Origin of the sequence: Marinobacter santoriniensis NKSG1, assembly GCF_000347775.1 — a bacterium.
Lineage (GTDB): Bacteria > Pseudomonadota > Gammaproteobacteria > Pseudomonadales > Oleiphilaceae > Marinobacter > Marinobacter santoriniensis.
Map to the genome: position 1 here is coordinate 310,177 of NZ_APAT01000013.1, position 20,900 is coordinate 331,076.

At 58.3% G+C, this 20,900-nt stretch carries 25 protein-coding genes, 3 tRNA genes and 1 riboswitch; of the genes, 13 read left to right on the top strand and 15 right to left on the bottom strand.

Going from position 1 to position 20,900, the window contains the following annotated elements; genetic code table 11:
* Window positions 1-40 precede the first annotated feature (40 nt).
* The 5 genes from MSNKSG1_RS05265 (at window position 41) to MSNKSG1_RS05285 (ending at window position 4,081) form a co-directional block, all read left to right on the top strand.
* Window positions 41-868 (top strand): CheR family methyltransferase, encoded by an 828-nt coding sequence (locus MSNKSG1_RS05265; RefSeq protein WP_008938208.1) that lies wholly within the window; start codon window positions 41-43, stop codon window positions 866-868.
* Window positions 869-871: 3 nt separating this feature from the next.
* Window positions 872-2,077, top strand: a complete 1,206-nt coding sequence (locus tag MSNKSG1_RS05270; RefSeq protein WP_008938209.1) for an MFS transporter — start codon at window positions 872-874, stop codon at window positions 2,075-2,077.
* The gene (locus MSNKSG1_RS05275; protein WP_008938210.1) at window positions 2,067-2,684 is read left to right on the top strand and encodes a flavin reductase family protein; all 618 of its coding nucleotides are present in this window, start codon (window positions 2,067-2,069) and stop codon (window positions 2,682-2,684) included. Before MSNKSG1_RS05270 ends, MSNKSG1_RS05275 begins: the two co-directional genes overlap by 11 nt.
* Window positions 2,685-2,706: 22 nt before the next feature.
* Window positions 2,707-3,621, top strand: coding sequence for a LysR family transcriptional regulator (locus MSNKSG1_RS05280; RefSeq protein ID WP_008938211.1), 915 nt, complete (start codon window positions 2,707-2,709; stop codon window positions 3,619-3,621).
* A gap of 94 nt (window positions 3,622-3,715) precedes the next feature.
* Entirely contained in the window at window positions 3,716-4,081 is a 366-nt protein-coding gene (locus MSNKSG1_RS05285) for a DUF7352 domain-containing protein (RefSeq protein ID WP_008938212.1), read from the top strand.
* Between the two features lie 25 nt (window positions 4,082-4,106).
* Here MSNKSG1_RS05285 and MSNKSG1_RS05290 read toward each other — a convergent pair whose 3' ends face one another.
* Together MSNKSG1_RS05290 and MSNKSG1_RS05295 are read right to left on the bottom strand one after the other, a co-directional pair.
* A complete protein-coding gene (locus MSNKSG1_RS05290; RefSeq protein WP_008938213.1) occupies window positions 4,107-4,772 on the bottom strand; it encodes a cupin domain-containing protein in 666 nt (221 codons plus the stop codon).
* Window positions 4,773-4,846: 74 nt separating this feature from the next.
* Window positions 4,847-5,377, bottom strand: coding sequence for an isochorismatase family protein (locus tag MSNKSG1_RS05295; RefSeq protein WP_008938214.1), 531 nt, complete (start codon window positions 5,375-5,377; stop codon window positions 4,847-4,849).
* A 201-nt stretch (window positions 5,378-5,578) separates the two neighbouring features.
* On the opposite strand from MSNKSG1_RS05295, the gene MSNKSG1_RS05300 reads away from it, so the two are divergent.
* Window positions 5,579-5,669 (top strand) — tRNA-Ser (locus MSNKSG1_RS05300).
* A 35-nt stretch (window positions 5,670-5,704) separates the two neighbouring features.
* Here MSNKSG1_RS05300 and MSNKSG1_RS05305 read toward each other — a convergent pair.
* Entirely contained in the window at window positions 5,705-5,983 is a 279-nt protein-coding gene (locus MSNKSG1_RS05305) for an acylphosphatase (protein ID WP_008938215.1), read from the bottom strand.
* Window positions 5,984-6,027: 44 nt separating this feature from the next.
* On the opposite strand from MSNKSG1_RS05305, the gene MSNKSG1_RS05310 reads away from it, so the two are divergent.
* A complete protein-coding gene (locus tag MSNKSG1_RS05310) occupies window positions 6,028-6,816 on the top strand; it encodes a fructosamine kinase family protein (protein ID WP_264622959.1) in 789 nt (262 codons plus the stop codon).
* Here the strand turns inward: MSNKSG1_RS05310 and MSNKSG1_RS05315 are convergent.
* From MSNKSG1_RS05315 to MSNKSG1_RS05325, 3 genes are read right to left on the bottom strand one after another with little or no spacing between them, the layout of a single operon-like run.
* On the bottom strand, window positions 6,813-7,760 hold the full coding sequence (locus tag MSNKSG1_RS05315; protein WP_008938217.1) for an AEC family transporter: 948 nt from the start codon (window positions 7,758-7,760) through the stop codon (window positions 6,813-6,815). The genes MSNKSG1_RS05310 and MSNKSG1_RS05315 overlap by 4 nt on opposite strands.
* Window positions 7,760-8,086 carry a branched-chain amino acid transporter permease gene (locus MSNKSG1_RS05320; RefSeq protein ID WP_008938218.1) on the bottom strand — a complete coding sequence of 109 codons (327 nt, stop codon included), beginning with the start codon at window positions 8,084-8,086 and terminating at the stop codon, window positions 7,760-7,762. Before MSNKSG1_RS05320 ends, MSNKSG1_RS05315 begins: the two co-directional genes overlap by 1 nt.
* Window positions 8,083-8,790 carry an AzlC family ABC transporter permease gene (locus MSNKSG1_RS05325; protein WP_040886679.1) on the bottom strand — a complete coding sequence of 236 codons (708 nt, stop codon included), beginning with the start codon at window positions 8,788-8,790 and terminating at the stop codon, window positions 8,083-8,085. Before MSNKSG1_RS05325 ends, MSNKSG1_RS05320 begins: the two co-directional genes overlap by 4 nt.
* Window positions 8,791-8,966: 176 nt before the next feature.
* On the opposite strand from MSNKSG1_RS05325, the gene MSNKSG1_RS05330 reads away from it, so the two are divergent.
* From MSNKSG1_RS05330 to pgsA, 4 genes are read left to right on the top strand one after another with little or no spacing between them, the layout of a single operon-like run.
* Window positions 8,967-9,218 carry a hypothetical protein gene (locus MSNKSG1_RS05330; protein WP_008938220.1) on the top strand — a complete coding sequence of 84 codons (252 nt, stop codon included), beginning with the start codon at window positions 8,967-8,969 and terminating at the stop codon, window positions 9,216-9,218.
* Between the two features lie 46 nt (window positions 9,219-9,264).
* On the top strand, window positions 9,265-9,921 hold the full coding sequence (gene uvrY / locus MSNKSG1_RS05335) for a UvrY/SirA/GacA family response regulator transcription factor (protein ID WP_008938221.1): 657 nt from the start codon (window positions 9,265-9,267) through the stop codon (window positions 9,919-9,921).
* Window positions 9,905-11,767: an excinuclease ABC subunit UvrC gene (gene uvrC, locus MSNKSG1_RS05340; protein WP_008938222.1), complete on the top strand. Its 1,863-nt coding sequence runs from the start codon at window positions 9,905-9,907 to the stop codon at window positions 11,765-11,767. The genes uvrY and uvrC overlap by 17 nt, the downstream gene beginning before the upstream one ends.
* Window positions 11,768-11,774: 7 nt before the next feature.
* Complete coding sequence (pgsA, locus tag MSNKSG1_RS05345) at window positions 11,775-12,335, top strand: CDP-diacylglycerol--glycerol-3-phosphate 3-phosphatidyltransferase (protein WP_040886656.1); 561 nt, start codon at window positions 11,775-11,777, stop codon at window positions 12,333-12,335.
* Between the two features lie 12 nt (window positions 12,336-12,347).
* On the opposite strand, the gene MSNKSG1_RS05350 is transcribed toward pgsA, so the two are convergent.
* From MSNKSG1_RS05350 to MSNKSG1_RS05390, 9 genes are all read right to left on the bottom strand, one after another.
* The gene (locus tag MSNKSG1_RS05350; RefSeq protein WP_008938224.1) at window positions 12,348-12,947 is read right to left on the bottom strand and encodes an ABC-type transport auxiliary lipoprotein family protein; all 600 of its coding nucleotides are present in this window, start codon (window positions 12,945-12,947) and stop codon (window positions 12,348-12,350) included.
* Complete coding sequence (locus MSNKSG1_RS05355; protein WP_008938225.1) at window positions 12,944-13,882, bottom strand: MlaD family protein; 939 nt, start codon at window positions 13,880-13,882, stop codon at window positions 12,944-12,946. The genes MSNKSG1_RS05350 and MSNKSG1_RS05355 overlap by 4 nt, the downstream gene beginning before the upstream one ends.
* The gene (locus MSNKSG1_RS19105) at window positions 13,882-14,679 is read right to left on the bottom strand and encodes an ABC transporter ATP-binding protein (RefSeq protein WP_008938226.1); all 798 of its coding nucleotides are present in this window, start codon (window positions 14,677-14,679) and stop codon (window positions 13,882-13,884) included. The genes MSNKSG1_RS05355 and MSNKSG1_RS19105 overlap by 1 nt, the downstream gene beginning before the upstream one ends.
* Before the next feature lie 3 nt (window positions 14,680-14,682).
* The gene (locus tag MSNKSG1_RS19110) at window positions 14,683-15,846 is read right to left on the bottom strand and encodes an ABC transporter permease (RefSeq protein WP_008938227.1); all 1,164 of its coding nucleotides are present in this window, start codon (window positions 15,844-15,846) and stop codon (window positions 14,683-14,685) included.
* A gap of 51 nt (window positions 15,847-15,897) precedes the next feature.
* Entirely contained in the window at window positions 15,898-16,512 is a 615-nt protein-coding gene (locus tag MSNKSG1_RS05370) for an ATP-binding cassette domain-containing protein (protein ID WP_008938228.1), read from the bottom strand.
* Window positions 16,505-18,187 (bottom strand): thiamine/thiamine pyrophosphate ABC transporter permease, encoded by a 1,683-nt coding sequence (gene thiP / locus MSNKSG1_RS05375; protein ID WP_008938229.1) that lies wholly within the window; start codon window positions 18,185-18,187, stop codon window positions 16,505-16,507. The genes MSNKSG1_RS05370 and thiP overlap by 8 nt, the downstream gene beginning before the upstream one ends.
* Window positions 18,187-19,191: a thiamine ABC transporter substrate binding subunit gene (gene thiB, locus MSNKSG1_RS05380; protein WP_008938230.1), complete on the bottom strand. Its 1,005-nt coding sequence runs from the start codon at window positions 19,189-19,191 to the stop codon at window positions 18,187-18,189. Before thiB ends, thiP begins: the two co-directional genes overlap by 1 nt.
* A gap of 47 nt (window positions 19,192-19,238) precedes the next feature.
* A riboswitch (TPP riboswitch) is annotated at window positions 19,239-19,337 on the bottom strand.
* Window positions 19,338-19,378: 41 nt separating this feature from the next.
* Window positions 19,379-19,777 (bottom strand): DUF1330 domain-containing protein, encoded by a 399-nt coding sequence (locus MSNKSG1_RS05385; protein WP_008938231.1) that lies wholly within the window; start codon window positions 19,775-19,777, stop codon window positions 19,379-19,381.
* A gap of 236 nt (window positions 19,778-20,013) precedes the next feature.
* On the bottom strand, window positions 20,014-20,220 hold the full coding sequence (locus MSNKSG1_RS05390; RefSeq protein WP_008938232.1) for a cold-shock protein: 207 nt from the start codon (window positions 20,218-20,220) through the stop codon (window positions 20,014-20,016).
* 380 nt (window positions 20,221-20,600) lie between these two features.
* Here MSNKSG1_RS05390 and MSNKSG1_RS05395 point away from each other — a divergent pair.
* Window positions 20,601-20,676 (top strand) — tRNA-Gly (locus MSNKSG1_RS05395).
* A gap of 59 nt (window positions 20,677-20,735) precedes the next feature.
* Window positions 20,736-20,809: transfer RNA gene (locus MSNKSG1_RS05400), tRNA-Cys, on the top strand.
* Window positions 20,810-20,900 lie beyond the last annotated feature (91 nt).

Sequence of the window (20,900 nt, forward strand, 5' to 3'; positions counted from 1 at the left end):
GCGCCCTGACGCCCACAGATTCACTGACCATAGAGAGCCAATGAAAGCGGAAATAACGCCACAGGAATACGAGGCATTCAAGGCATTCCTGCAGGACGCGTGCGGCATTTTGCTGGGTGACAACAAACAGTACCTCGTGAAAAGCCGTCTTCGCCGGATCCTTGAGGAAAACAATCTGAACTCCCTGGGAGAGCTGTTGGAGCGGCTCAAACGATTCGGGCGAAGTGGTCTCAAGGAAACTGTCATTGATGCAATGACAACGAACGAAACGCTTTGGTTCCGGGACAATCATCCCTTCCGGATTCTGCAGGAGAAGTTGCTGCCGGAAATGGCGGAACGGTCGTCTGCGCAGCCACTGAGAATCTGGTCGGCGGCCTGTTCGACGGGGCAGGAGCCATACTCCATCGCCATGATCGTCGAGGAGTTTCGCCGGTTAAAACCGGGCAAGCTCAGGGATGTGAGGATCACCGCTACCGATATCTCCAAAAGCGTATTGGAGGTTGCTCGCCGTGGAGAGTACGAAATGCTGGCGATTGGCCGGGGTCTCTCTCCCGAACGCCAGCGGCAGTTCTTTACGCCGTCTGCGAATGGTGGCTGGCAGATCAAGCCGCAACTCAAGACCATGGTTGAGTTCAAGGAGCTCAATCTCCTGGAGCGGTACATGCTGGGCAAATTCGACATTGTGATGTGCCGCAATGTGCTGATCTACTTTTCCGCCGAACTCAAACGGGACATCCTCACCCGTATGCACGCCGCCCTTAACCCGGGCGGGTATCTGATTCTCGGGGCATCGGAGTCACTGAACGGTCTGCCCGATCTTTATGAAATGGTTCAGTGTCACCCGGGTATCATCTACAGGAAAAAATAATCTATGCCCCTTAACGTATGGGTTCTGGTGGCGGCCCAGGCGCTGGCCATGTGTACCGCGCCATTCATCATCGTGATGGGGAGCATTCAGGGCAGGGCGCTGGCGTCTGTACCAGAGCTCGCGACCTTGCCGGTAGGGCTTGTTGTCGTCGGAACGGTTCTGTCGGTAAAGCCGGCGACCTGGCTGATGGAAAGACTGGGCCGGAAACCGGTCATGCTGCTTGGCGCCCTGATGGGGATGATTGCCGGCGGTTTGGGGGTTCTGGCGTCCTGGACGGGCCTGTTCCCGGTGTTGTGCCTGGCCGGGATGGTCGGCGGTGCCGGACTGGCCGTGGTGCACCAGTATCGGTTTGCCGCCATGGAATCGGTTGAACCCGGTCTGGCCGCGTCAGCCGCCGCTCGAGTGCTTCTGGGTGGATTGGGCGCAGCCTGGTTAGGGCCGGAAATCGCCACGCTAGGTGCCGGTCCGGATGAGACCTATCCGTTCCTTTCCAGCTGGCTGGGATTGCTGGTCGTTCAGGCCTGCGCACTGATGACGCTGTTTCTCGGCTATCACTCGGGGCGCGAACGGGTTCGCGAACAACACGCCACTGGCGGACGGCCTCTGAGAGAGATACTGGCATCGCCCCTGGTTCTGGCAGCAGTTGGCGCTGCGGCCATCGGTTATGCGGTGATGAGCTTTGTGATGACGGCGACGCCGCTGAGCATGACGGAGATGGCGGGCCACAGCCTCGATGACGCAAAACGTGTCATACAGTTGCATATTGTTGCCATGTATCTTCCGTCGCTCTTCAGCGGGTGGGTAACTCGGGTTATCGGCCTTCCGCGAATGATGATTCTCGGATTACTGGCCTATCTGGTCTGCGTCATTCTGGCGGCCAGTGGTATCAGTTTTCATCACTATCTCTGGGCTCTTGTGCTACTTGGCGTTGGCTGGAACTTTCTCTTTGTGGGTGGAACGGCTTTATTGCCCCAGGGGTATCGCGACAACGAAAGATTCCGGGTGCAGGGCCTGAACGACATGCTTGTGTTTGGCTCACAGGCAACGGCCTCACTGTCGGCCGGGGCGGTGTTTGCCTGGCTCGGGTGGTCCGGTCTGGTCATGGTTGCGGTTCCGTTCCTTGTGATTCAGCTGGCCCTGGTCCTGAGGTGGCTTGCCAGGGATCGGGCCTTAAAAACATTGGAACCGGGAGGCGCAGATGCAGATTGAATTCGACGGGATGGACCCGAAAGATATCTACCATATCCTGACGCAGACGGTGATTCCGCGCCCCGTGGCGTGGGTCCTCAGCGAAAACCCAGACGGGGACTACAACCTCGCGCCATTCTCGTTTTTCACGCCGATCACCAGCAATCCACCCCTGTTGATGTTCTCGGTGGGCAGAAAGCCGACGGACGGATCGTTCAAGGATACCCGGGTGAATATCGAGGCGCGCGGCCACTTCGTGGTCCATATTGCCCACCGGGAGCTCGCCGGTGCCATGACAGAAACTGCACGAACCTTGCCCCATGGCGAGTCCGAGCTCACGAATCTCGATCTGCAACTCGCAGATTTCGAAGGCTCCCCTTTGCCCAGGCTCAGGGACTGTCGCGTAGCCTTCGCCTGTGAGCTTTATGACATCAAGGAGATTGGGCCTGGCCCCCAGTCACTGGTCTTTGGAAAGATTAACGGCGTCTACGTCGCCGATGAGGTGACGACGCAGGATGAAAAAGGCCGGTTGCGGTTTGACGGCTCGGCCATCGATCCGGTGGGACGTCTGGGCGGTAGTGAGTATGTCACCTTTGGGGAGGTGCTGAAGATCCCCCGCCCGTCCTGAGACTCGACAGGGAGCGTCAATCATGGACCAGCTCAATCTTCGTCATCTGTACTATTTCTGGGTGATCAGCCGTGAAGGATCGATAGCGCGAGCCAGCGAGGTATTGGAGCTGGCCCCTCAGACCCTGAGCGGACAGCTCGCCACCTTTGAATCCTCTGTCGGTGGCCGTCTGTTTCTTCGGGAACGGCGCAGATTGATACTTACGGATCTCGGACGGTTGATCCGGGGATACGCAGACGACATCTTCGAGCTGACCGGGGAACTCACCGATACGCTCAGGCTGTCCGAATCGGACCGACCCCTTACGCTCTACGCCGGTGTCTCGGCGTCGATCCACAAACTGTTCGCCTATTACCTTTTGCAGCCCGCGATGACTCTCTCCCGTCCCATGCAGCTGGAGTGCAGAACGGGACGTACCGAGGATCTGATCCTCAATCTGAAGCGCAAAGAGCTGGACGTCGTTCTGGCGGACCGGGTTCCGGACATGGACACCTACGGGCCGTTTACCGTGCACCCACTGGCAGAATCCAGTATCAGCCTGTTTGCCGCTCCGTCAATTGCTCAGGCCGTGCGCGGGGGCTTCCCCGGCTCCCTCAAGGGGCAGGCCCTGCTGGCCAATGCGACGGATGCCCCTTACTTTACCCGCCTGATGAACTGGCTGTCGCTGCAGGGGGTACGTATGAAACTGGTCGCCCGAGTAGAAGACAGCGCGCTGATCAAGGTGTTCGGTCGCCAGGGCTTTGGCGTATTCGCGGCGCCTTCGGTGATTCGGGATGAAGTGTGCCGGCAGTACGAAGTGGAAGAGATCGGGAAGATTGAGGAGGTGAAGGACGAGATGTTTGCCATCACCCGGGGCCGGAAGCTCGCCCACGAAGGTGTTCGGGCCATCTGTACCACACCCGCAGATTTCGGGATGTTTGGTTCGAACATCGAATAATTCGATCTTTCTGGATTACAAAAGCTTATTTTATCGATCCGGGTTTGGCGCCAGAATCGAAGGCAGGTCAGGAAGCACTCGAAGGAGAGTAGCCATGAAGACGATCCATAAATTTCGCCTCGAATCCGGTAAAGAGCCTACCGTCCTGCATCTCAAGGACGGCTACCGAGTGGTACGTTGCGAGTACATTGTTCCCCACAAGGCGGTTTACCTCTGGGTTGAGCAGCCGCTGAATGTGGAGACGCCGACGGTCGTGAGCCAGTTCCGTGTGGCCATGTCCGGGGAACCCGTGCCGGACCATTACGAGTATCTGGATACCGCACTGGACCCGTTCGGTCCGGAAGCGTTTCATGTGTTTGCGGTGCCGGAAGCGGAAAACCTGCGCTTTAATCCGGCGGCCAATCAGGAGAGTAATCGCCAGGCAAACCAGTCGGCCTGGACGAGCTCCGCCATGTCATGAAGCGAGGGGCCCCAGGGGCCCCTTTTCAGGTTGGGCCTGAAGTCAGTGGAAGGTGGCCGGTCTTGACCCAGATAACCGTTTCCTGATCGACGAAGGGGTGATGCTGGCTGAGATGAGGACTACGAATCCAGGTGCCCTCCGGATATCGGCCCTGCTCATCACAGAACTCCCCTGACAGCACAAAGATTTCTTCCCCTCCGAAATGGCGATGAGGCTGGAAAACCTCATTTGCAGGCCACTTCACCAATGCCACATGCTCGTGTTCGAACTCGTGGAGGGGCATAACCTGGAGCCCACCAATGCCCGGAAGCCATTCCGCCTCACGGGTGTTGATTCTGACAGTGGCTGAATCCCGCGGATCAAACTGGTGTAATTTCACCAGCAACGTGCAACCGGGCTCGCTGAAAGGCGCGTGGCCGCTGCCCGGTGGGTTGCGAATGTATGTCCCTGCGGGGTAGTCACCGGTTTCGTCCGAAAAGACACCTTCCAGCACCAGAATCTCTTCTCCAAGCGGATGTTCGTGCCGCTTGAACGAAGCGCCCGGCTCATAACGAACAATGCTGGTCGCATGCCCCCGTTCTGCTTCTTCCCGGGCCAGGGGCTTCCTTTCCACGCCCGCGGCCGGACTGGAGGCCCATTCCATATCGCTCGTTCTGATGACAACGCGTTGAGAGAAATCCATATTGAGCATAAAACACCTCGGGCTACGGGAAGGCGCAAATTTACGTCGGTAATCCGGTCACGGATGACTGTCAGGAATCGGATTTATTTAATCAGCGCCTGGACGTCTCGGAACCGCGGGTGATTACAGTCGCGCATCCATTCGAAAGCCACCATCTCGACGGTGACCAGCTTGGCGCCACTCTCGCTGAGCCGATCAAGGGCCACGTCCCGGTCAAAATCGCTTCGTGATCCGGTCGCATCCGCCACGACCCAGACTTTGTACCCGGCATCCAACAGACTGAGTGCGGTCTGCATCATGCAGACGTGAGCTTCGCATCCCCCAATTACAATATGCTGGCGACCTTCCGGAAGCTGGTCAATGAGTCCGTCCGGACAGGCGTCAAAATGGGTCTTTGAGATTTCCTGCTCGAGCAGTTCTGCGACGCTGGGTACCGTTTCGCCCAGTTTTTCTGGCAGCTGTACGGTTCCCAGTGAGGGCACGCCGAGAAGCCCTGCGATGGTCGCAAGGGTCGTGCAGCGATCGACGACGTGTCCTCCGTCGCTGATCGCTGGCATCAGTTTTTCCTGAACGTCGATCAGGATCAGAACGGATTGCTCGGCTTTCATAAGCATTGGGTTTCTCCCGCTGTGTGCAAATCCATCGAGGTGGGGTCGATCCCATTGTACTCAATCTGTTTAATCGATAATCACGTTTTGGCCCGGGCGCAATTTTTTGCGGGTATTTCGCCAGAGGGTGTTGCCAAGAGCCTGAAAAAGCATTAGAGTTTGCGCCCTCAAATGAGCGACGACATCGCTGATTTGAAACAGCTTATTGGAGAGGTGGCCGAGTGGCTGAAGGCGCACGCCTGGAAAGTGTGTATACGTTAATAGCGTATCGAGGGTTCGAATCCCTCCCTCTCCGCCAATACGAAACCCCAGCATTGCTGGGGTTTTTTATTGTCAGTACTTCACACCAAATGCACGGAATTCCCCGCTGGCGGGTTGCTCTTCCACCTGAATTCCCCGGACGCTGGCCTCCGGTGGCCCGTCCTGACACCATTGGTGCAGTTGCCGGAGCGCGTCGGGTGTGCCTTCGGCAATCACTTCCACCAGCCCGTCGGGCAGGTTGCGGGCGTAACCCGAAACGCCCAGGCGGTTCGCCTCCTTCTCCGTTGATGCCCGGTAATAGACCCCTTGCACCTTTCCGGAGATCACCATTTTCCAGCGTGTCGTATCCATGGCGGTCCTGCGGCTGTTTGTCATGTTAGTCTCAATCTAACGCTCTGACGGGAGAGAGTTCAAGGCAGGGGGCCGAGATGTTCATCAAACGCAACGCCACTGGATTTGCCGATGCGCTGATCCGTGAAGCTGAGGGTCTCAAGTGTCTTCGGGAGGCTCTTGAGCGGGCTGGTGTCACGACAGTGCGCGTGCCAGACGTCTTTCATGTGGACGAGACCACGTTGGAAATGACCGGGATCCGGCCAGCGCCGGCAACGCCGGGCACGTTTTCGATGTTGGGCGAGGGGCTGGCCCTGATGCATCGTCTGGAGCAGCAGAGCTATGGTTGGGGCCAGGACAATTACATCGGCCTTTCGCCACAGCCTAATCGCTGGAGCCATTCCTGGGGGGACTTTTTCGTCCGGGATCGGTTGGCCTATCAGGTCGGCCGTATCCGGGATCACGACGTCCAGGGTGAGTTCGCGGATATCCTGAATCGCTATGGCCAGAAACTGGCCGGATGGCTGGATAGCGCCTGCGAGCACGCCAGCCTGCTTCATGGGGATTTATGGAGCGGGAACGCCTTGTTTGATGAGCAGGTCCCGTGGCTGATAGACCCGGCGGTCTATTGCGGCGACCGGGAAGCCGACCTGGCAATGACGGAAATGTTCGGCGGTTTCGGAGCGGCGTTTTACGAGGGCTATGATCGGACTTATCCCCGCTCGCCGGAGTACGGGCGCAAACGCGATATCTACAACCTCTATCATTACCTCAATCACTACAATCTGTTCGGAAGTGGCTATCTTGGGGGCTGTCAGCGAGGATTTGACGCGATTCTCCGGGTTGTCCGCTAGATCACGCCCGTACTTCGCAGGACAAACACGCCGAGGGTGACGGTCACGCTGGCCGCGAGTGTTGTCAGTGCGACGATGTTGGCCGCCAACCGGTCGTTGCCGCCGAGCGCCTTGACCATCACAAAGCTAGCCGCAGCCGTCGGGCTGGCAAAGAACAGAAACATCAGGCCCAGCTCCTGACCGCGAAAACCGACCAGCCATGCAGCAGCGGTGCTCAGTGCCGGCAGGGTGATCATTTTTAACACACTGGAACCGACCGCGGTTCTCCGATCCTGCCGGAGAGCGCTGAGCGAGACGGTTGCGCCGATACACAACAGGGCCAGTGGCAATGTCAGACTGGCAAAGTAGTCACCACTGGTCATGATCCAGCCCGGAAGCCGGAGATCCCACGCGGCGACAGGGATGGCTGCAACCACCGCCAGAATAAGGGGATTGCGGACAATATCCCGAAGGATTCTTCTCCACGACGCTTTTTTGCCATCCTGGTAGGCGAGCAGAACCGTCACCGACAGAGTGTTATAGGAAAGAATCACGAGTCCCAGAAGAATCCCGCCGGCCGAGAGGCCGTAGTCACCGTAAAGATTTGCCGCCAGTGCAAGCCCCACGATGCCGCAATTGCCTCGGAACGCGCCCTGAACGTACACGCCCCGGTCCGCCGGTTCCACCCGGGCAAGAGCCCAGATCCAGGCGATCCCGAAAGAACCCAGGGTTGCGAACAGGTAGAACAACAGAAGATTCGGATTGAGTGCGGTTTCCAGATCGGCCCGGATAATGCTGAGAAAGACCAGGGTCGGGAGCGTGGCCTTGAACACCAGGGCCGACGCGGTATTCACGAAGGCGGCGTCGATCCATCCGAGTCGTCTCAGCCCCAGGCCGATAAAAACCATGGTGAAGACGGGCAGGGTGGTTTCCAGAGTCTGTAAAAATACCTCAAGCAGGCTCATTACGCCGTCACTCCGGTTTGTACGATGATCATGTAAGCGGCCGTTCCGGTAACAATGGAAAGCAGTGCGTTGCGGCGCCAGAGATGCATTCCGACAACGAGAACGCCCGTCACCAGGGCATCAAGACCGGGCAAGCTGGCTTGCCAGTCTGCGGAGCGAACCAGAAAAACCGTGGCCAGCAAGGCCATGACGGCGGCGGGGAGATAGCGCCCCAGATGTTTGATCAGCGGGTGGTCGGTGTGTCGTTCCAAGAACAGGAACGGAATCACCCGAGTGGCAAAGGTGGCGAGCGCAGACACCAGAATGAAGGACAGCAGGTAGGTCATGAACGTTGCTCCGGCGATACCGGATTGGCTGAGGTTCTGAGGCGGTGATAGTGAGCCAGTAGCACCACGGTCACCAGGGCAATGGCCCCGATCAACTGGTGTGCCGGAGGAAGTACCAGCATGGCCACGCCTGCCGCTGCGGCGCCCGTCCAGATCGGAAAGAGATCCTTGAGAGCATGGTATTGCTCAAGCGTAAGCACGATAAACAGGGCCACCAGCGCGAACTCAATACCACGGCTGTCGAACATCACGTTTTCACCAAGCAGAGCACCGATGGCGCAACCCACCACCCAGTAACTCTGATTGAACGCGGTTATCCGGAAATCCACCCGCTGTTCGTGGTGCCGGTCCGGGCCGCGGGATCGGCTGGTCAGAAGTGAGTAGGTTTCGTCGGTCAGGCCGAAAATCAGGTAGGCCTTTCGCCAACCGGCACCCCGGAAACGACCTAACAAAGAGAGCCCGTAGAAGAGATGCCGGGCATTGAGGACAAACATGGCGACAGCCACTTCCACCAGCCCGGCCCCCACGGCCAGAAGACTGACTGCCAGAATCTGCCCGGCACCGGCGTAGATCAGAACGCCCATGAGAGGTGCGGCCCACCAGGGGTAGTCCAGTTGCGTGGCAAACAGGACGCCGAAGGCGGTTCCGAGTGGCAGATACCCGAAAAGAATGGGAAGTGTAAGCCTGAAAACTGACTGGTTCATTAGCATCCAAACCTTATAAAGCATGGCATGATAGAGAATCCGGTTCGATGAATCCATACGCCCAGGGCCGCGCTCCATATGGGACCTGATTGCAGGATTTCGCACGCCATCGGAATAAAAGGGCTTCTACCCCGGCCCTTTAATCCTTAACATATCCTCCATAAACGGGAGGAACGATGACGAGCGACGGCACCCACCAACCAGAACCGGATCCGCGCCAGGAAAAGTTTGTGGTGGACACAGAGCTGCTGACGGAGGATCAGCTGGCGGGACTGGTGGAAGAGTACTGCACGCGCTACCACGGCCTGAATGATACCGAGAATCCCATGGCGGAACGTGAGCGTGTGCTGTCGGCGGTGCGACGGGGCGACCTGGTTGTCTGGTTTGACCCGGTGGAAAATACCGCTGGCCTGGGTGTGCCTGCCTGAGGTAACGTTCCCTCCCTGTATTTTTTAGTGTTCTGCGAGGTGAGTCTTGATCAGGGTATTGGTTGTCGACGACCACGAGCTGGTCCGCTCCGGTATTACCCGGATGCTGGCAGATAACCCGGATATTGAGGTCATCGGTCAGGCCTCCTCGGGTGAGGACGCCATCGACTTCGTGCGCAAGAAACGACCGGATATCGTCCTCATGGATATCCGTATGCCCGGTATTGGCGGGCTGGAGGCAACCCGGCGTATTTTGCGCATCGACGATTCGATTCGCGTCATCGTCGTGACCGCCTGTGCCGACGATCCGTACCCGACCCGGGTCATGCAGAGTGGGGCAAGTGCCTATATCACCAAAGGCGCCGATATCCAGGAAATGGTTCGTGCCATCCGCATGGCCCATTCCGGCCAACGCTACATCAGCCCGGAAATCGCCCAGAAAATGGCGCTGAAGCAGGTGAGCGGTGACGATGAAAACGGAGAGCTCTCACTGTTCGAGCGCCTCTCCGAACGCGAAATGCAGATTGCCATGATGGTTGTTGACTGCCAGAAGGTTCAGGATATTTCCGACAAACTGTGTCTGAGCCCGAAAACGGTCAACAGCTACCGCTATCGAATCTTTGAAAAGCTTGAAATCTCCAGCGATGTGGAACTCGCGCTGATGGCTGTCCGTCTTGGGTTGCTGGATGCCGACAAAGTCTGATCCCGGCTCTGAAGAAAGCAGGGAGTTCGACAGCAAAAGCTTCCTGAAACAGTTGACCGAACGACCGGGCGTGTACCGGATGTACGACGCTGCCGGTGAGGTTCTGTACGTCGGAAAGGCGCGCAATCTCAAGAATCGCGTCAGCAGCTATTTCCGAAAGTCCGGTCTGGCGCCGAAGACAGAAGCGCTGGTGTCCCGGATTCAGTCCATCGAGGTCACCATCACCGGCAGTGAGACGGAAGCGCTCCTGCTCGAACAGAACCTGATCAAGTCGCTACGCCCGCCTTACAACATCCTGTTGCGGGATGATAAATCCTATCCCTACATCTACCTCTCGTCCCACAGTGATTACCCGTCCCTGACGTTCCGGCGTGGCCGGACCAAGAAGGGTGGTGGCACCTGGTTCGGGCCGTTTCCGAGTTCCGGTGCCGTCAAGGAAAGTCTTAATATTCTGCAAAAGGTTTTCCGGATAAGATCCTGTAGTGAAAGCTATTTCAGGAATCGAACCCGGCCATGTCTGCAATATCAGATCAACCGCTGCACGGCCCCTTGCGTGGGTTATGTCACGCCGGAGGAGTACCAGGAGGATGTCAGGCGTGCCACGATGTTTCTGGAGGGGAAGAATCCGGCCATCATCCACGACCTCATGAACGCCATGGAATCGGCATCCGCCAAACTGGAATTTGAAAAGGCGGCCGCCTACCGTGATCAGATAAACCACCTGCGCCATGTTCAGGAGCAGCAATCGGTGGACAGTGCCGGTGGCGATGCGGACGTGATAGCCATTGCCCAGGATGCCGGGGTTGTCTGTATTGTGGTGATTATTGTCCGGGGCGGGCGGGTCCTGGGAACCAAGGATTACTTTCCGAGGTACTCGATCGAGCAGACCGAGGGCGAACTGCTCAGCGCCTTTCTCGGGCAGTATTATTTCGGTGGCAACACCCGGCGGGAGATTCCTAGGGATATCCTGGTGCCTGTGGAGGTGGAGGGGCAGGCATTGCTGGCCAGTGCCTTGAGTGAGGCGGCTAACCGTGAAACCCGGATTCGTGGTAACGTTCGGGGCGAGCGGCGACGCTGGCTCGAATTGGCCATGACCAATGCGCAGCAAACGCTGTTAACCCATCTGGCGAGCAAGGAGACGGTGTACCGCCGTCTGTTGGCACTGCGGGACCTCCTGGAATTGGCTGAGACGCCCGCGCGCATGGAATGCTTCGATATCAGCCACAGTCACGGGGAGAATACCGTCGCTTCCTGTGTGGTTTTCGATGAGAACGGGCCGCTGAAGAGCGATTACCGGCTCTATAATATCGAAGGAGTGAAAGCCGGAGATGATTATGCGGCAATGCAACAGGTTCTGACCCGTCGGTATCGCCGGATGGTGGCAGGTGAGGGTAAGCGGCCGGATCTGGTATTTATTGACGGTGGTAAAGGACAATTGAACATTGCTAGGGAAGTGTTTGATGAACTTGGAATTTCGGACATCCCGCTGATCGGTGTGGCCAAGGGGGTCACCCGACGCGCCGGGATGGAACAATTGATTGACGCCATGACGGGTGATGTTTTCCGGGTTCCGGCCGATTCGCCCGCGCTGCATCTTATCCAGCATATCCGGGACGAATCGCATCGGTTTGCCATAACCGGTCATCGCGCCCGACGGGATAAAAAGCGCCGTCAATCAACGTTGGAAGGAATTGAAGGGGTCGGCCCCAAACGCCGTCGGGAACTGATTCGGTATTTCGGCGGTATTCAGGAAATCCGCAAGGCCAGTGTGGATGAGATGACAAAGGTTCAGGGCATCAGCAAGGCTCTGGCCGAATCCATCTACGCGGCGTTGCACGACCAATAGGATGCCCATGAATCTGCCAAATCTGCTCACACTCTCTCGAATCGTCATGATTCCGGTATTCGTGATCGTATTCTATCTGCCGGTTGAGTGGAGTTACATGTTGAGTGCGGCGATCTTTGCGCTGGCGGGGTTGACCGATTGGCTGGATGGTTACCTGGCACGAAAACTCAACCAGAGCACGCCGTTTGGCGCCTTCCTGGATCCGGTGGCCGACAAACTGATGGTGGCCGTCGCACTGGCGGTTCTGATCGAAGAATATTCCATTCCGCTGCTGACCATTCCCGCAACGGTGATTATCGGGCGGGAAATCGTCATATCCGCGTTGCGTGAGTGGATGGCCGAAATCGGCAGTCGGGCCAGTGTGGCCGTTTCCTACATCGGGAAGATCAAGACCACGGCCCAGATGGCGGCCATTGTCGGCCTCCTGGCGTTCCCTCCGGGCAACTTCTGGGCTTATGTCGCGGTCGCCTTGCTGTACATCGCGGCGGGTCTGACTTTCTGGTCCATGATCCTCTATCTGAAAGCATCCTGGGCAGACCTGTTTCCCGAGCACAACGGGCCCTTCTGACGCAGTCAATCGTCAGGGGGTGGTCTGACACCCTCCCAGCCAGTTGAGCGTTTCCGTCGACAGTCTCCGGGCGGCCTCACCGAAGGCGGCCACGACGGCTTCCAGTTCCGTGCCACTGGCGGGCACCTTCACACGCTCGTCATGAACACACAGAACCTTCCGCGACTGGTTGTCCAGAACCTCTGAATGCAGACCAATCACTGCCGTCATCCCGGTGTCGGTTTTTTCGGACTGGAAGTCGGACAGTTCCGAGATAAGCGTCAGATCCACGCTCGCGGGACTGGTATCTGTCACAACGTGCTGAAAGCCCTGGCTGCGGCGGAGGCTATCGACCAGGTGGTCCCGGACCAGAACCGGAGCGGTATCGCGCCAGCGGGCGCCCGGATAGGACTGGAATTCGAGCGGAGTCGGCTTGCTCAGAATAAGGGTGCTGTTGATGGGGTCGGACGCCAGAGGCGTGTCCACCCGAATGGAGGGTCGGACTTTCCCGGGCATTTCCGCTATGTCGGGGGCACGGGCAAGATCCATCACTCTGGGGGGCTCCGACGCCGGGAACACCGTGCAGGCTGTCAACAGCGTGGCCAACGACAAGGTGACAAGAACTCTCTTCATGGCTGAACCTCCTTGAAGTTGGGGTTGCCGAGCAACGTGCCGGAGGGATCCGCCTCAAGACGACGGGCAAACCGGTTCAGGTTGCGCAAAGCACTCCGCAGTTCTCTGATGGTGGGTTCCAGTTCTCCGAGCCCCTGCAAACCGGCATTCATCGCGCCCTCGTTGTTTTTGGTCAATCGGTCCAGCCGCTCAAGACTCGGCTGCAGGGTCTCCAGTGACTGGCTCATCGAGTCCAGGACAGGACTGACCTTCTTGACCAGAATGGTATTGGTTCTGTCGGAGGTGGCGGATACCTTGTTGGCGGCCTGTTCAGCTCGAACCGCCGCTGCATTGAACCGGGCCAGCAGCGCCGACAGGTTGTCCCGTTGTTCCAGAAGCGATTCCGTTGCCTCTCTGCCATTGGCCAGGAGGGCCTCCAGATTCTGTGCATTTTCGTCATTCAGCAGGTCGTTGGCCCGCGTCAGGAACCGATCTGCTTTCTCGAGCAGGTCTGCCCCGTTACTGAGCAGATCGCTGAATGGCGAGGGATCCGCCATGATCAGGGGAGGATCGTCCAGGTTGCCCTGGATCAGAGGGCTGGATGGGGTTCCTCCCCGGAATTGAACGTTCATGCTGCCGGTAATGTTGGCCAGGACGAGGCCGACGTGGGTGTCCTGACGAATCGGAATCGATTTGTCGACCCGCACCCGGACACGGACGTGGCGCGGATCCTCAGGGTCCAGACGAAGGTTCAGCACCTCGCCGACAGGCACACCGCTGTAAAGCACCGGATTGCCCTCAGACAGTCCGGAAATGGGGTGATCAAACCCGATTTCGTAATAGGTCCACTCGCGATCCGTGGAAGATTTGCCAAGCCACAGGCCAAACAGGAGCGCTGCGCCCACGGCGATGACGGTAAACAGTCCAATGATCACATGGTGTGCGCGGGGTTCCATCAGTTTCCATCTCCGTGCGGGTTTGCTCGATCATCGTCAGCGGCCCGGCTGGCCGCGCGCCCGCGAGGGCCCTGGAAGTAATCCTGGATCCAGGGGTCGGGGTCGGCCGCGACCCGTTCCAGTGTATCGGCTATAATGACACGTTGCTGTGACAGGACCGCCACCCGATCGCAGGTGGCATACAAGGTGTCCAGATCATGGGTGACCAGAAAGACCGTGAGCCCGAGGGCGTTTCTGAGTGTCACGAGCAGCTGATCGAAAGCCGCAGCTCCGATCGGATCGAGACCGGCGGTTGGCTCGTCGAGAAACAGGATTTCCGGGTCCAGCGCCAGGGCCCGGGCCAGGCTGGCCCGTTTGACCATGCCACCGGAGAGCTCGGAGGGATACTTCCGTGCGGCGCTTGCGGGCAATCCGGTGAGCGCCAGTTTGACCCTTGCGAGTTTTTCGGCATCCGGACGGGAGAGCCCGATGTGTTCCATCAGCGGGATAGCAACGTTCTCCTGAAGGTTCAGGGAGGTGAACAGGGCACCGCCCTGAAACAAAACGCCAAACCGCTGTTCCAGTTTTGAGCGTTCAGGGGGAGGGAGCGTTAACAGGTTTTTGCCAAAAATCCGGATTTGGCCATAGGTGGGCCGATGCAGACCGATAATGCTTCGAAGCAGCACCGATTTACCGGTTCCGGATCCGCCGACAACGCCCAGGATTTCACGCCGTCTCAGGTCAAGGTCCAGGCCCAGATGCACGACGTTATCCCCGAAACGATTGCACAGCTCCCGAACCTGGATGATCGATGTCATGGATTACCACCCCATTTCCATGAAAAATAGGGCGGCGATGGCATCGAGCAGAATGACTGTGAAGATCGATTGCACGACACTTGACGTGGTGTGTTCGCCCACGGATTGCGCGCTTCCGCCTACCTTGAACCCTTCCAGGCAACCGATAACGGCGATGAGGAACGCGAGTACCGGCGCTTTCGACAGGCCGACCAGGAAATGCCGGAGCGCAATATCACGTTCCACAATGGCCAGAAACTGACCAAGACTGATATCCAGAGAGAGCACACACACCAGGGCACCGCCCACCATGCCCGCAATCATGCCGACAAACGTCAGGATGGGGAGGCTGACCATCATGGCCAGCACCCTGGGCAGGACCAGCAGCTCAACAGGGTTGAGACCCAGTGTCCGGATGGCATCGAGCTCTTCATTTACCTTCATGGCACCAATGTGAGCCGTGAACGAACTGGCGGTGCGCCCGGCCAGCAGTATGGCTGCAAGCAGCACGCCGAACTCGCGAAGGAAGGAAAAGGCGACCAGGTTGACGGTGTAGATCGTGGCCCCAAAATCCTCAAGTACCGTGGCGCCCAGAAAAGCGACAACCGCGCCCACCAGAAACGTCAGCAATGCGACAATCGGCAGGGCGTTCAGGCCGGTATCCTGAACCGCTGCCACGAAGGCGGTCACTCGCCAGCGCCCGGGATGAGGAAGCACACTGAACAGGGTTGCGAGGGTCTGTCCCATAAATCCGAGCAGTTGCCACAGAAGCAATCCCAGAGACTCGACCCGTTCACCGATATGGGATAGCCACCGGCTCAGGATGGGAGCCTCGGCTATGTCGGGCTCCTTCCATTGCCCCAGTGAGCGGGCAACGATCCGCAGCAAGGCTGCGGTATCCCGTTCCAGGACAGGGTCGTTTTCCACAAAGCCCTCAAGGCGGTCTGGTCCCAGGAAATCTGCCAGCAGGGAGGCGCCTGCTGTGTCGATTCGGCCCAGGTTGGCAAGATCCAGCGTATCGGGCTTGCGGGAGTGAAGGGGCAGCCGGGAAAGCTGCTGCTCGATGGCCTGATAGGCAGGCAGGGTCCAGTCGCCAGTGATGGCCAGTGCGCCACGGTTAAATGTGACATTGCCCGGCGTGGTGTTTGGCGGTACTGACGTTTCCTGTCGGGCGGAGCCGTGTTGCATTATCAGATCCGGTGTCGAAGAAAAAAACCTGAATATCAAGCTTATAACAGCTTAGAGATTCAATTGACTGTCCGCCAGTACCTCCCGATCTTGTGAATCGTGGCTCGCCAGCACAATGGCTGATCCCGACGCTTTCTGTTCCAGCAGAAGCTGATGCAGTCCCTGCCGGGCCTGGTCATCCAGGCCGGTGAGCGGTTCGTCAAGCAGCAGCACCGGCTGGGATCGCAACAGGGTGCGTACCAGGGCCACCCGCTGCCGTTGGCCTCCAGACAGATCACCGGGCAGGCGCCTCTCATAGCCGGCCAGCCCCACCGAGGCGAGCGAATCGGAGATCCGGGCTTTCTGATCCTTCGTCAGGCGGAGCCCTGGGTGCATGCCCAGTCCGATGTTGGTCTGCACGTCCAGATGTTCAAACAGGTTGTGTTCCTGAAAAACACTGGTGAAGGGGCGGTGCCAGGGCGGCAGTGAATCGATTCGCTGGCCGTCCCAGCTAATGGTACCGGAATCCGCTGCCAGAAAGCCCCCGAGGAGGTTGAGCAACGTGGATTTTCCAGATCCGCTGGCGCCGTTAATGGCGATACAGGCGCCCCGCGCCAGAGAGAAATCGAATCGCCATCCGGGCTGGTCGCCGGTATAGCGGAATTCGAGCTGTCGGACTTCAAGCATGACGCATCTCCGCAAGGCGTTCCAGGGAAAGCTGTTGCGCACCGGATGGTGCTTTTGATCGGCCCAATGCATTGAACCCAATGAATACGAGGCCCAGGCTGGCGATAAGCCAGAGGGCTGTCGCAGCGGCCAGCTCCACTCGATAGCTACCCATCTGCTGGTAAAGCAACACGGGCAGGGTCGGTTCTGCCGGGGAGCCAAACAGGGCGATGACGCCAAAATCCCCCAAGGAAAGGCCGGTTCCGTAAGCCATTGCCAGAGACAGGGGGGCTCGCATTCTTGGCCAGTGGAGCCACCGCCAGCGATACCAGCCGAGCACACCGAGCTGGTCCGCGAGATTCAGGGAGGCGCGATCAAGGCCGTTGAAGGGTTCCTTCAGCAGCTGAAGGGTAAAGGGCAGGGCCATCAGGCCGTTGATCAGGGCGACCAGCGCCAGGCCCTGGGAGATATCGCCCAGGCCTGGGCGCAACAACAGAAAAAGCCCGGTCCCCAGCACGATCGGAGGGACCATCAGGGGAATCGCCGGTGTCAGGTTAGACAGCTTTTTCACGGCCGGAATGCGGACCGTGCCCAGGCCAAGAATCGCCAGTGCCGCCGCGACAGAAAGCGCGCCAGCGGGCAGGGCGATGCTGAAACTCCTTAGAGAGGCCGTCAGCAGCTGTTGCAGGGCGTTACCATCGCCGAAGACCACCTCTGACAGTGATGGAAGCCCGCGGGCCAGGATGGCGATCAGCGGCAGCAGCAGAAAAACGCTGAAGGCCAGCAGCAATAGGCGGTCTGTTATTCGATGAATCACTCCGCAATCGGGTCTCGGGATGGCACCCGCAAATGAGCGTTGGGGCGAGAGGTTGGCAGAGAAGTCACCGCGTGCCATGAACGCCCAGAGTAGGCCACAGATGATCAGCTGAACGACCGCCAGCATGGCCGCCTGCCCGAAATCGAATTCGAATCGGAGTGCCTGATAGATGGCCACCTCAAGGGTGGTTGCGCCGGGCCCGCCACCCAGCGTCATGATGATGGCAAAGCTGGTGAAGCAGAGGGTGAATACCAGCGCACCAGCGCCTGGCAATACGGGCCGAATGGCAGGCCAGTCGACGGCGCGCCAATGCCACCAGCCCCTGAGGCCAAGCTGGCTGGCAACCCGGCGCCGGGGGGCGGGGACCGACTCCAGACTCTGCAGCAGGATCCGGCCCGCCAGCGGGGCGTTGAAGAAGACGTGGGCGAGCACAATGCCATTGATGCCATAGAGGTTCCACTCGTAGGAAAGCCAATGCCCGATCCATTGGGTCACAGTTCCTTCGCGGCCGTAACACGCGACAAGTCCGGACACGGCCACAATGGTGGGCAACACCAGACTCAGTTCCATGACTCTCAGCAATGCCTTCCGGCCAGGGAAGGCGCTCTGGCGCAGCAGTGCCAGCGCCACCAGAATCCCCAGGGCAAGGCTGATGGCCGTTGAAATCACCGCTTGCCGGAGCGTAAAGGCAATCACGTTGCGAAGGTACGGACTGTTCCACAACTCAGAGACATCCGGCTGGCGCGCCTGCCAGATCAGCGCCCCAAGGCCCGCCAGCGTGAGGGCGATGAGCCCCCCAGCCACGAGCAGTCCGGGTAACGTGTGCCAGAACGGCCGGCTCAGGGGCGCGCGGTTGGTGGTGGCCGGGAATGCAGCCATTACTGGATCATGGCGTTGAGCCATTGGTTCAGCCAGGCTTTCCGGTTTTGTGCAACGACCGCCGGATCAATGAACAGGGTTTTTCCGGGGTCGATCAGCCTGTCGAAAACGGCCGGCAGGTCATCGCCGAGGTCGGTCGCCGGATACATCACGTTTTTCAGGGGAATGTGCTGCTGGAAACCGGGCGTCAAAATGAATTTCAGAAAGTCCCTTGCGAGATCCTTATGCTCGGAGGATTTCACGAGCGCGGCCACCTCGACCTGCAGATAGTGGCCTTCATCGAAACGCGCTGCCTGGTAACGGTCCGTCTTGTCCACCGCCATGTGATAGGCCGGGGACGTGGAATAGGAGAGAATCATCGGCGCTTCCCCGTTCATGAACAGTGAGAAGTAACCGTCGCTCCAGCTCTTTGTGGTGGCCAGAATCTTGTGGCTCAGCTTCTGCCACTTTTCGCCGGCCTTGTCCCCGTATACCGCCCGCATCCAGAGCAGCAGGCCCAGTCCCGGTGTGCTGGTACGCGGATCCTCGATGATGATCTTCAGGTCATCGGGGGCGTTGATGAGGGCCTCGAGGCTGGTGGGAGGATTGGGCAATTTCTGAGTATCGTAAACGAACGCGAAGTAGCCATAGTCGTAGGGCACGAACAGCGGATCCGTCCAGTCTATAGGCAAATCCAGGTTGTCCAGACTGATTTCATGCGGGGCGAGCAGGCCTGTCTGTCGGGCCGTTTCCATGGTGCCGGTGTCCAGCCCGAGCACGACATCCGCGTTGGTGGATGCGCCCTCAAGGCGAAGCCTCTGCAGAATATCTCCGCCACTTTCGAGCGCGACATAGTGAAGCGTACAGTCGCACTGCGTCTCGAAAGCCTGCTTGATCGCAGGGCCAGGGCCCCATTCGGCCGCGAAAGAGGGTTGGGTGTATACAGTCAGGGTGGTGTGGTTGTCGGCGACAGCCACAGCTGACGAGGCCAGGCCCGCCAATAGAAGAACGCTGCGAAACAGCATGGTTGAAGTCCTCTGGATCCGGAGGGGGCCACGCTGCGGTTTCGGGCTGATGGCAAACGCTCAATCCCTTCGCCGGTATGAGCCGGATCAGGTTCGGCGGGTATGGTCTCAGCCCCGATTCCGCGTGGGCACCCCGTTGAGTTAGGGGGAGTATATCATTGATCAGAGGATTCACGTTGCCAGGAAACTAGCCTTCGACCATTGGCACCAGACGGGAGTCGTCGATGGCCGCGGTTCGGTGGTGAACGATCGCCTGGTACTCGTCACTCTCTACCATCGCGAAGAACGCCTCGATGGAAGGGTACCGGACCAGCAACACATGGTCCCAGTGTTCGGTTTCCGGGCCAATCAGGGTCGCGGTCGGGGCGCCGGCCCAGACCAGCTCGCCGCCAGCGGATTTGACGCACTTGATGGCCCCTTTGCTGTATTCCGCGTAGGCCTGTTGCCCGGTTCGACCAGAACTGCCATCACCGTAATCCGCCTGCTGGCGAAATTTCAGCAAATTCAGCATCACGATGGGTCTGTTACGTGGGGTGTTTTCGAGAACGGTCTTGATGCTGTCTGAGGTTGGATTCACGCTTTTCATGGTTGTACCTGTTGTTTCTTGTTGGTTGCACTATGTGCAATAGTTACTTTTTCTTTTATTTCATGCACGTGAGACAAAATATCGGGTGCAGGAAATAATGCAACCATGAGGCGATGTACGGAGATAGGGCGCCTGGACGAGCGGTGGGACGAGAAAGGGGGGCAGGGACGGTAACTTTTTTGCAGGCACAAAAAAAAGGCAGCAAATGCTGCCTTTTTCAGTACGTTGGCTGTTATTTACAGGCCAAGTACGTTTTCCGCCTGGGGACCTTTCTGGCCCTGGGTAACGGTGAACTCGACCTGCTGGCCTTCAGCCAGAGTCTTGAAACCGCCGCCCTGAATAGCGCTGTAATGAACGAATACATCGGGGCCGCCTTCACGAGTGATGAAGCCGAAGCCTTTGGATTCGTTGAAGAACTTGACGGTGCCGGTAACAGTAGACATAGATAATAATCCTGAATTCAATCTTGAATGTGCCGTCGGGATCGTTGTGATCGCTGATCGGCGAAATGCGGGAAATAAAAAACGGACGGTATCAAAAACAGGACGTACTACGTGTTACAGCACTGATGCGTCTTATTGATGAACTGCTTTGCTAATCTTTCCAACGGGACTCACTGTAACCCGACTGCAGGATAAAGCCCAGCTATTTCGCATAGGCATTTACACCTGCCCTCCGATATAAGGTTTCGCACGCCCACACGGTTGACCAAAAAATGTCCACAAACCTTGAAAAAACAGTCGCTTGTTAAAAAAGTGTTGACGCCCGAACCGGAATCCGTAGAATACGCTCCCGTTGACGAGGCAACGCCTCTGAACAAAGAGCGGGAATAGCTCAGTTGGTAGAGCACAACCTTGCCAAGGTTGGGGTCGCGAGTTCGAATCTCGTTTCCCGCTCCAATATCCAAGTCTCTCAATGCCTCCTGAGAGCAAAAGGCCGAAATTCCAAAGGCTTTCCCGGCGCGGTGGCAGAGTGGTTATGCAGCGGACTGCAACTCCGTGTACGCCGGTTCGATTCCGACCCGCGCCTCCATTATTTCCCCAGTCAGTTACTTCACCAGGCATTCCGTCAATTGCTTGCGTCTGTCCACGTTTGATTAAATCCTGACCTGTTTTCCTGAGCC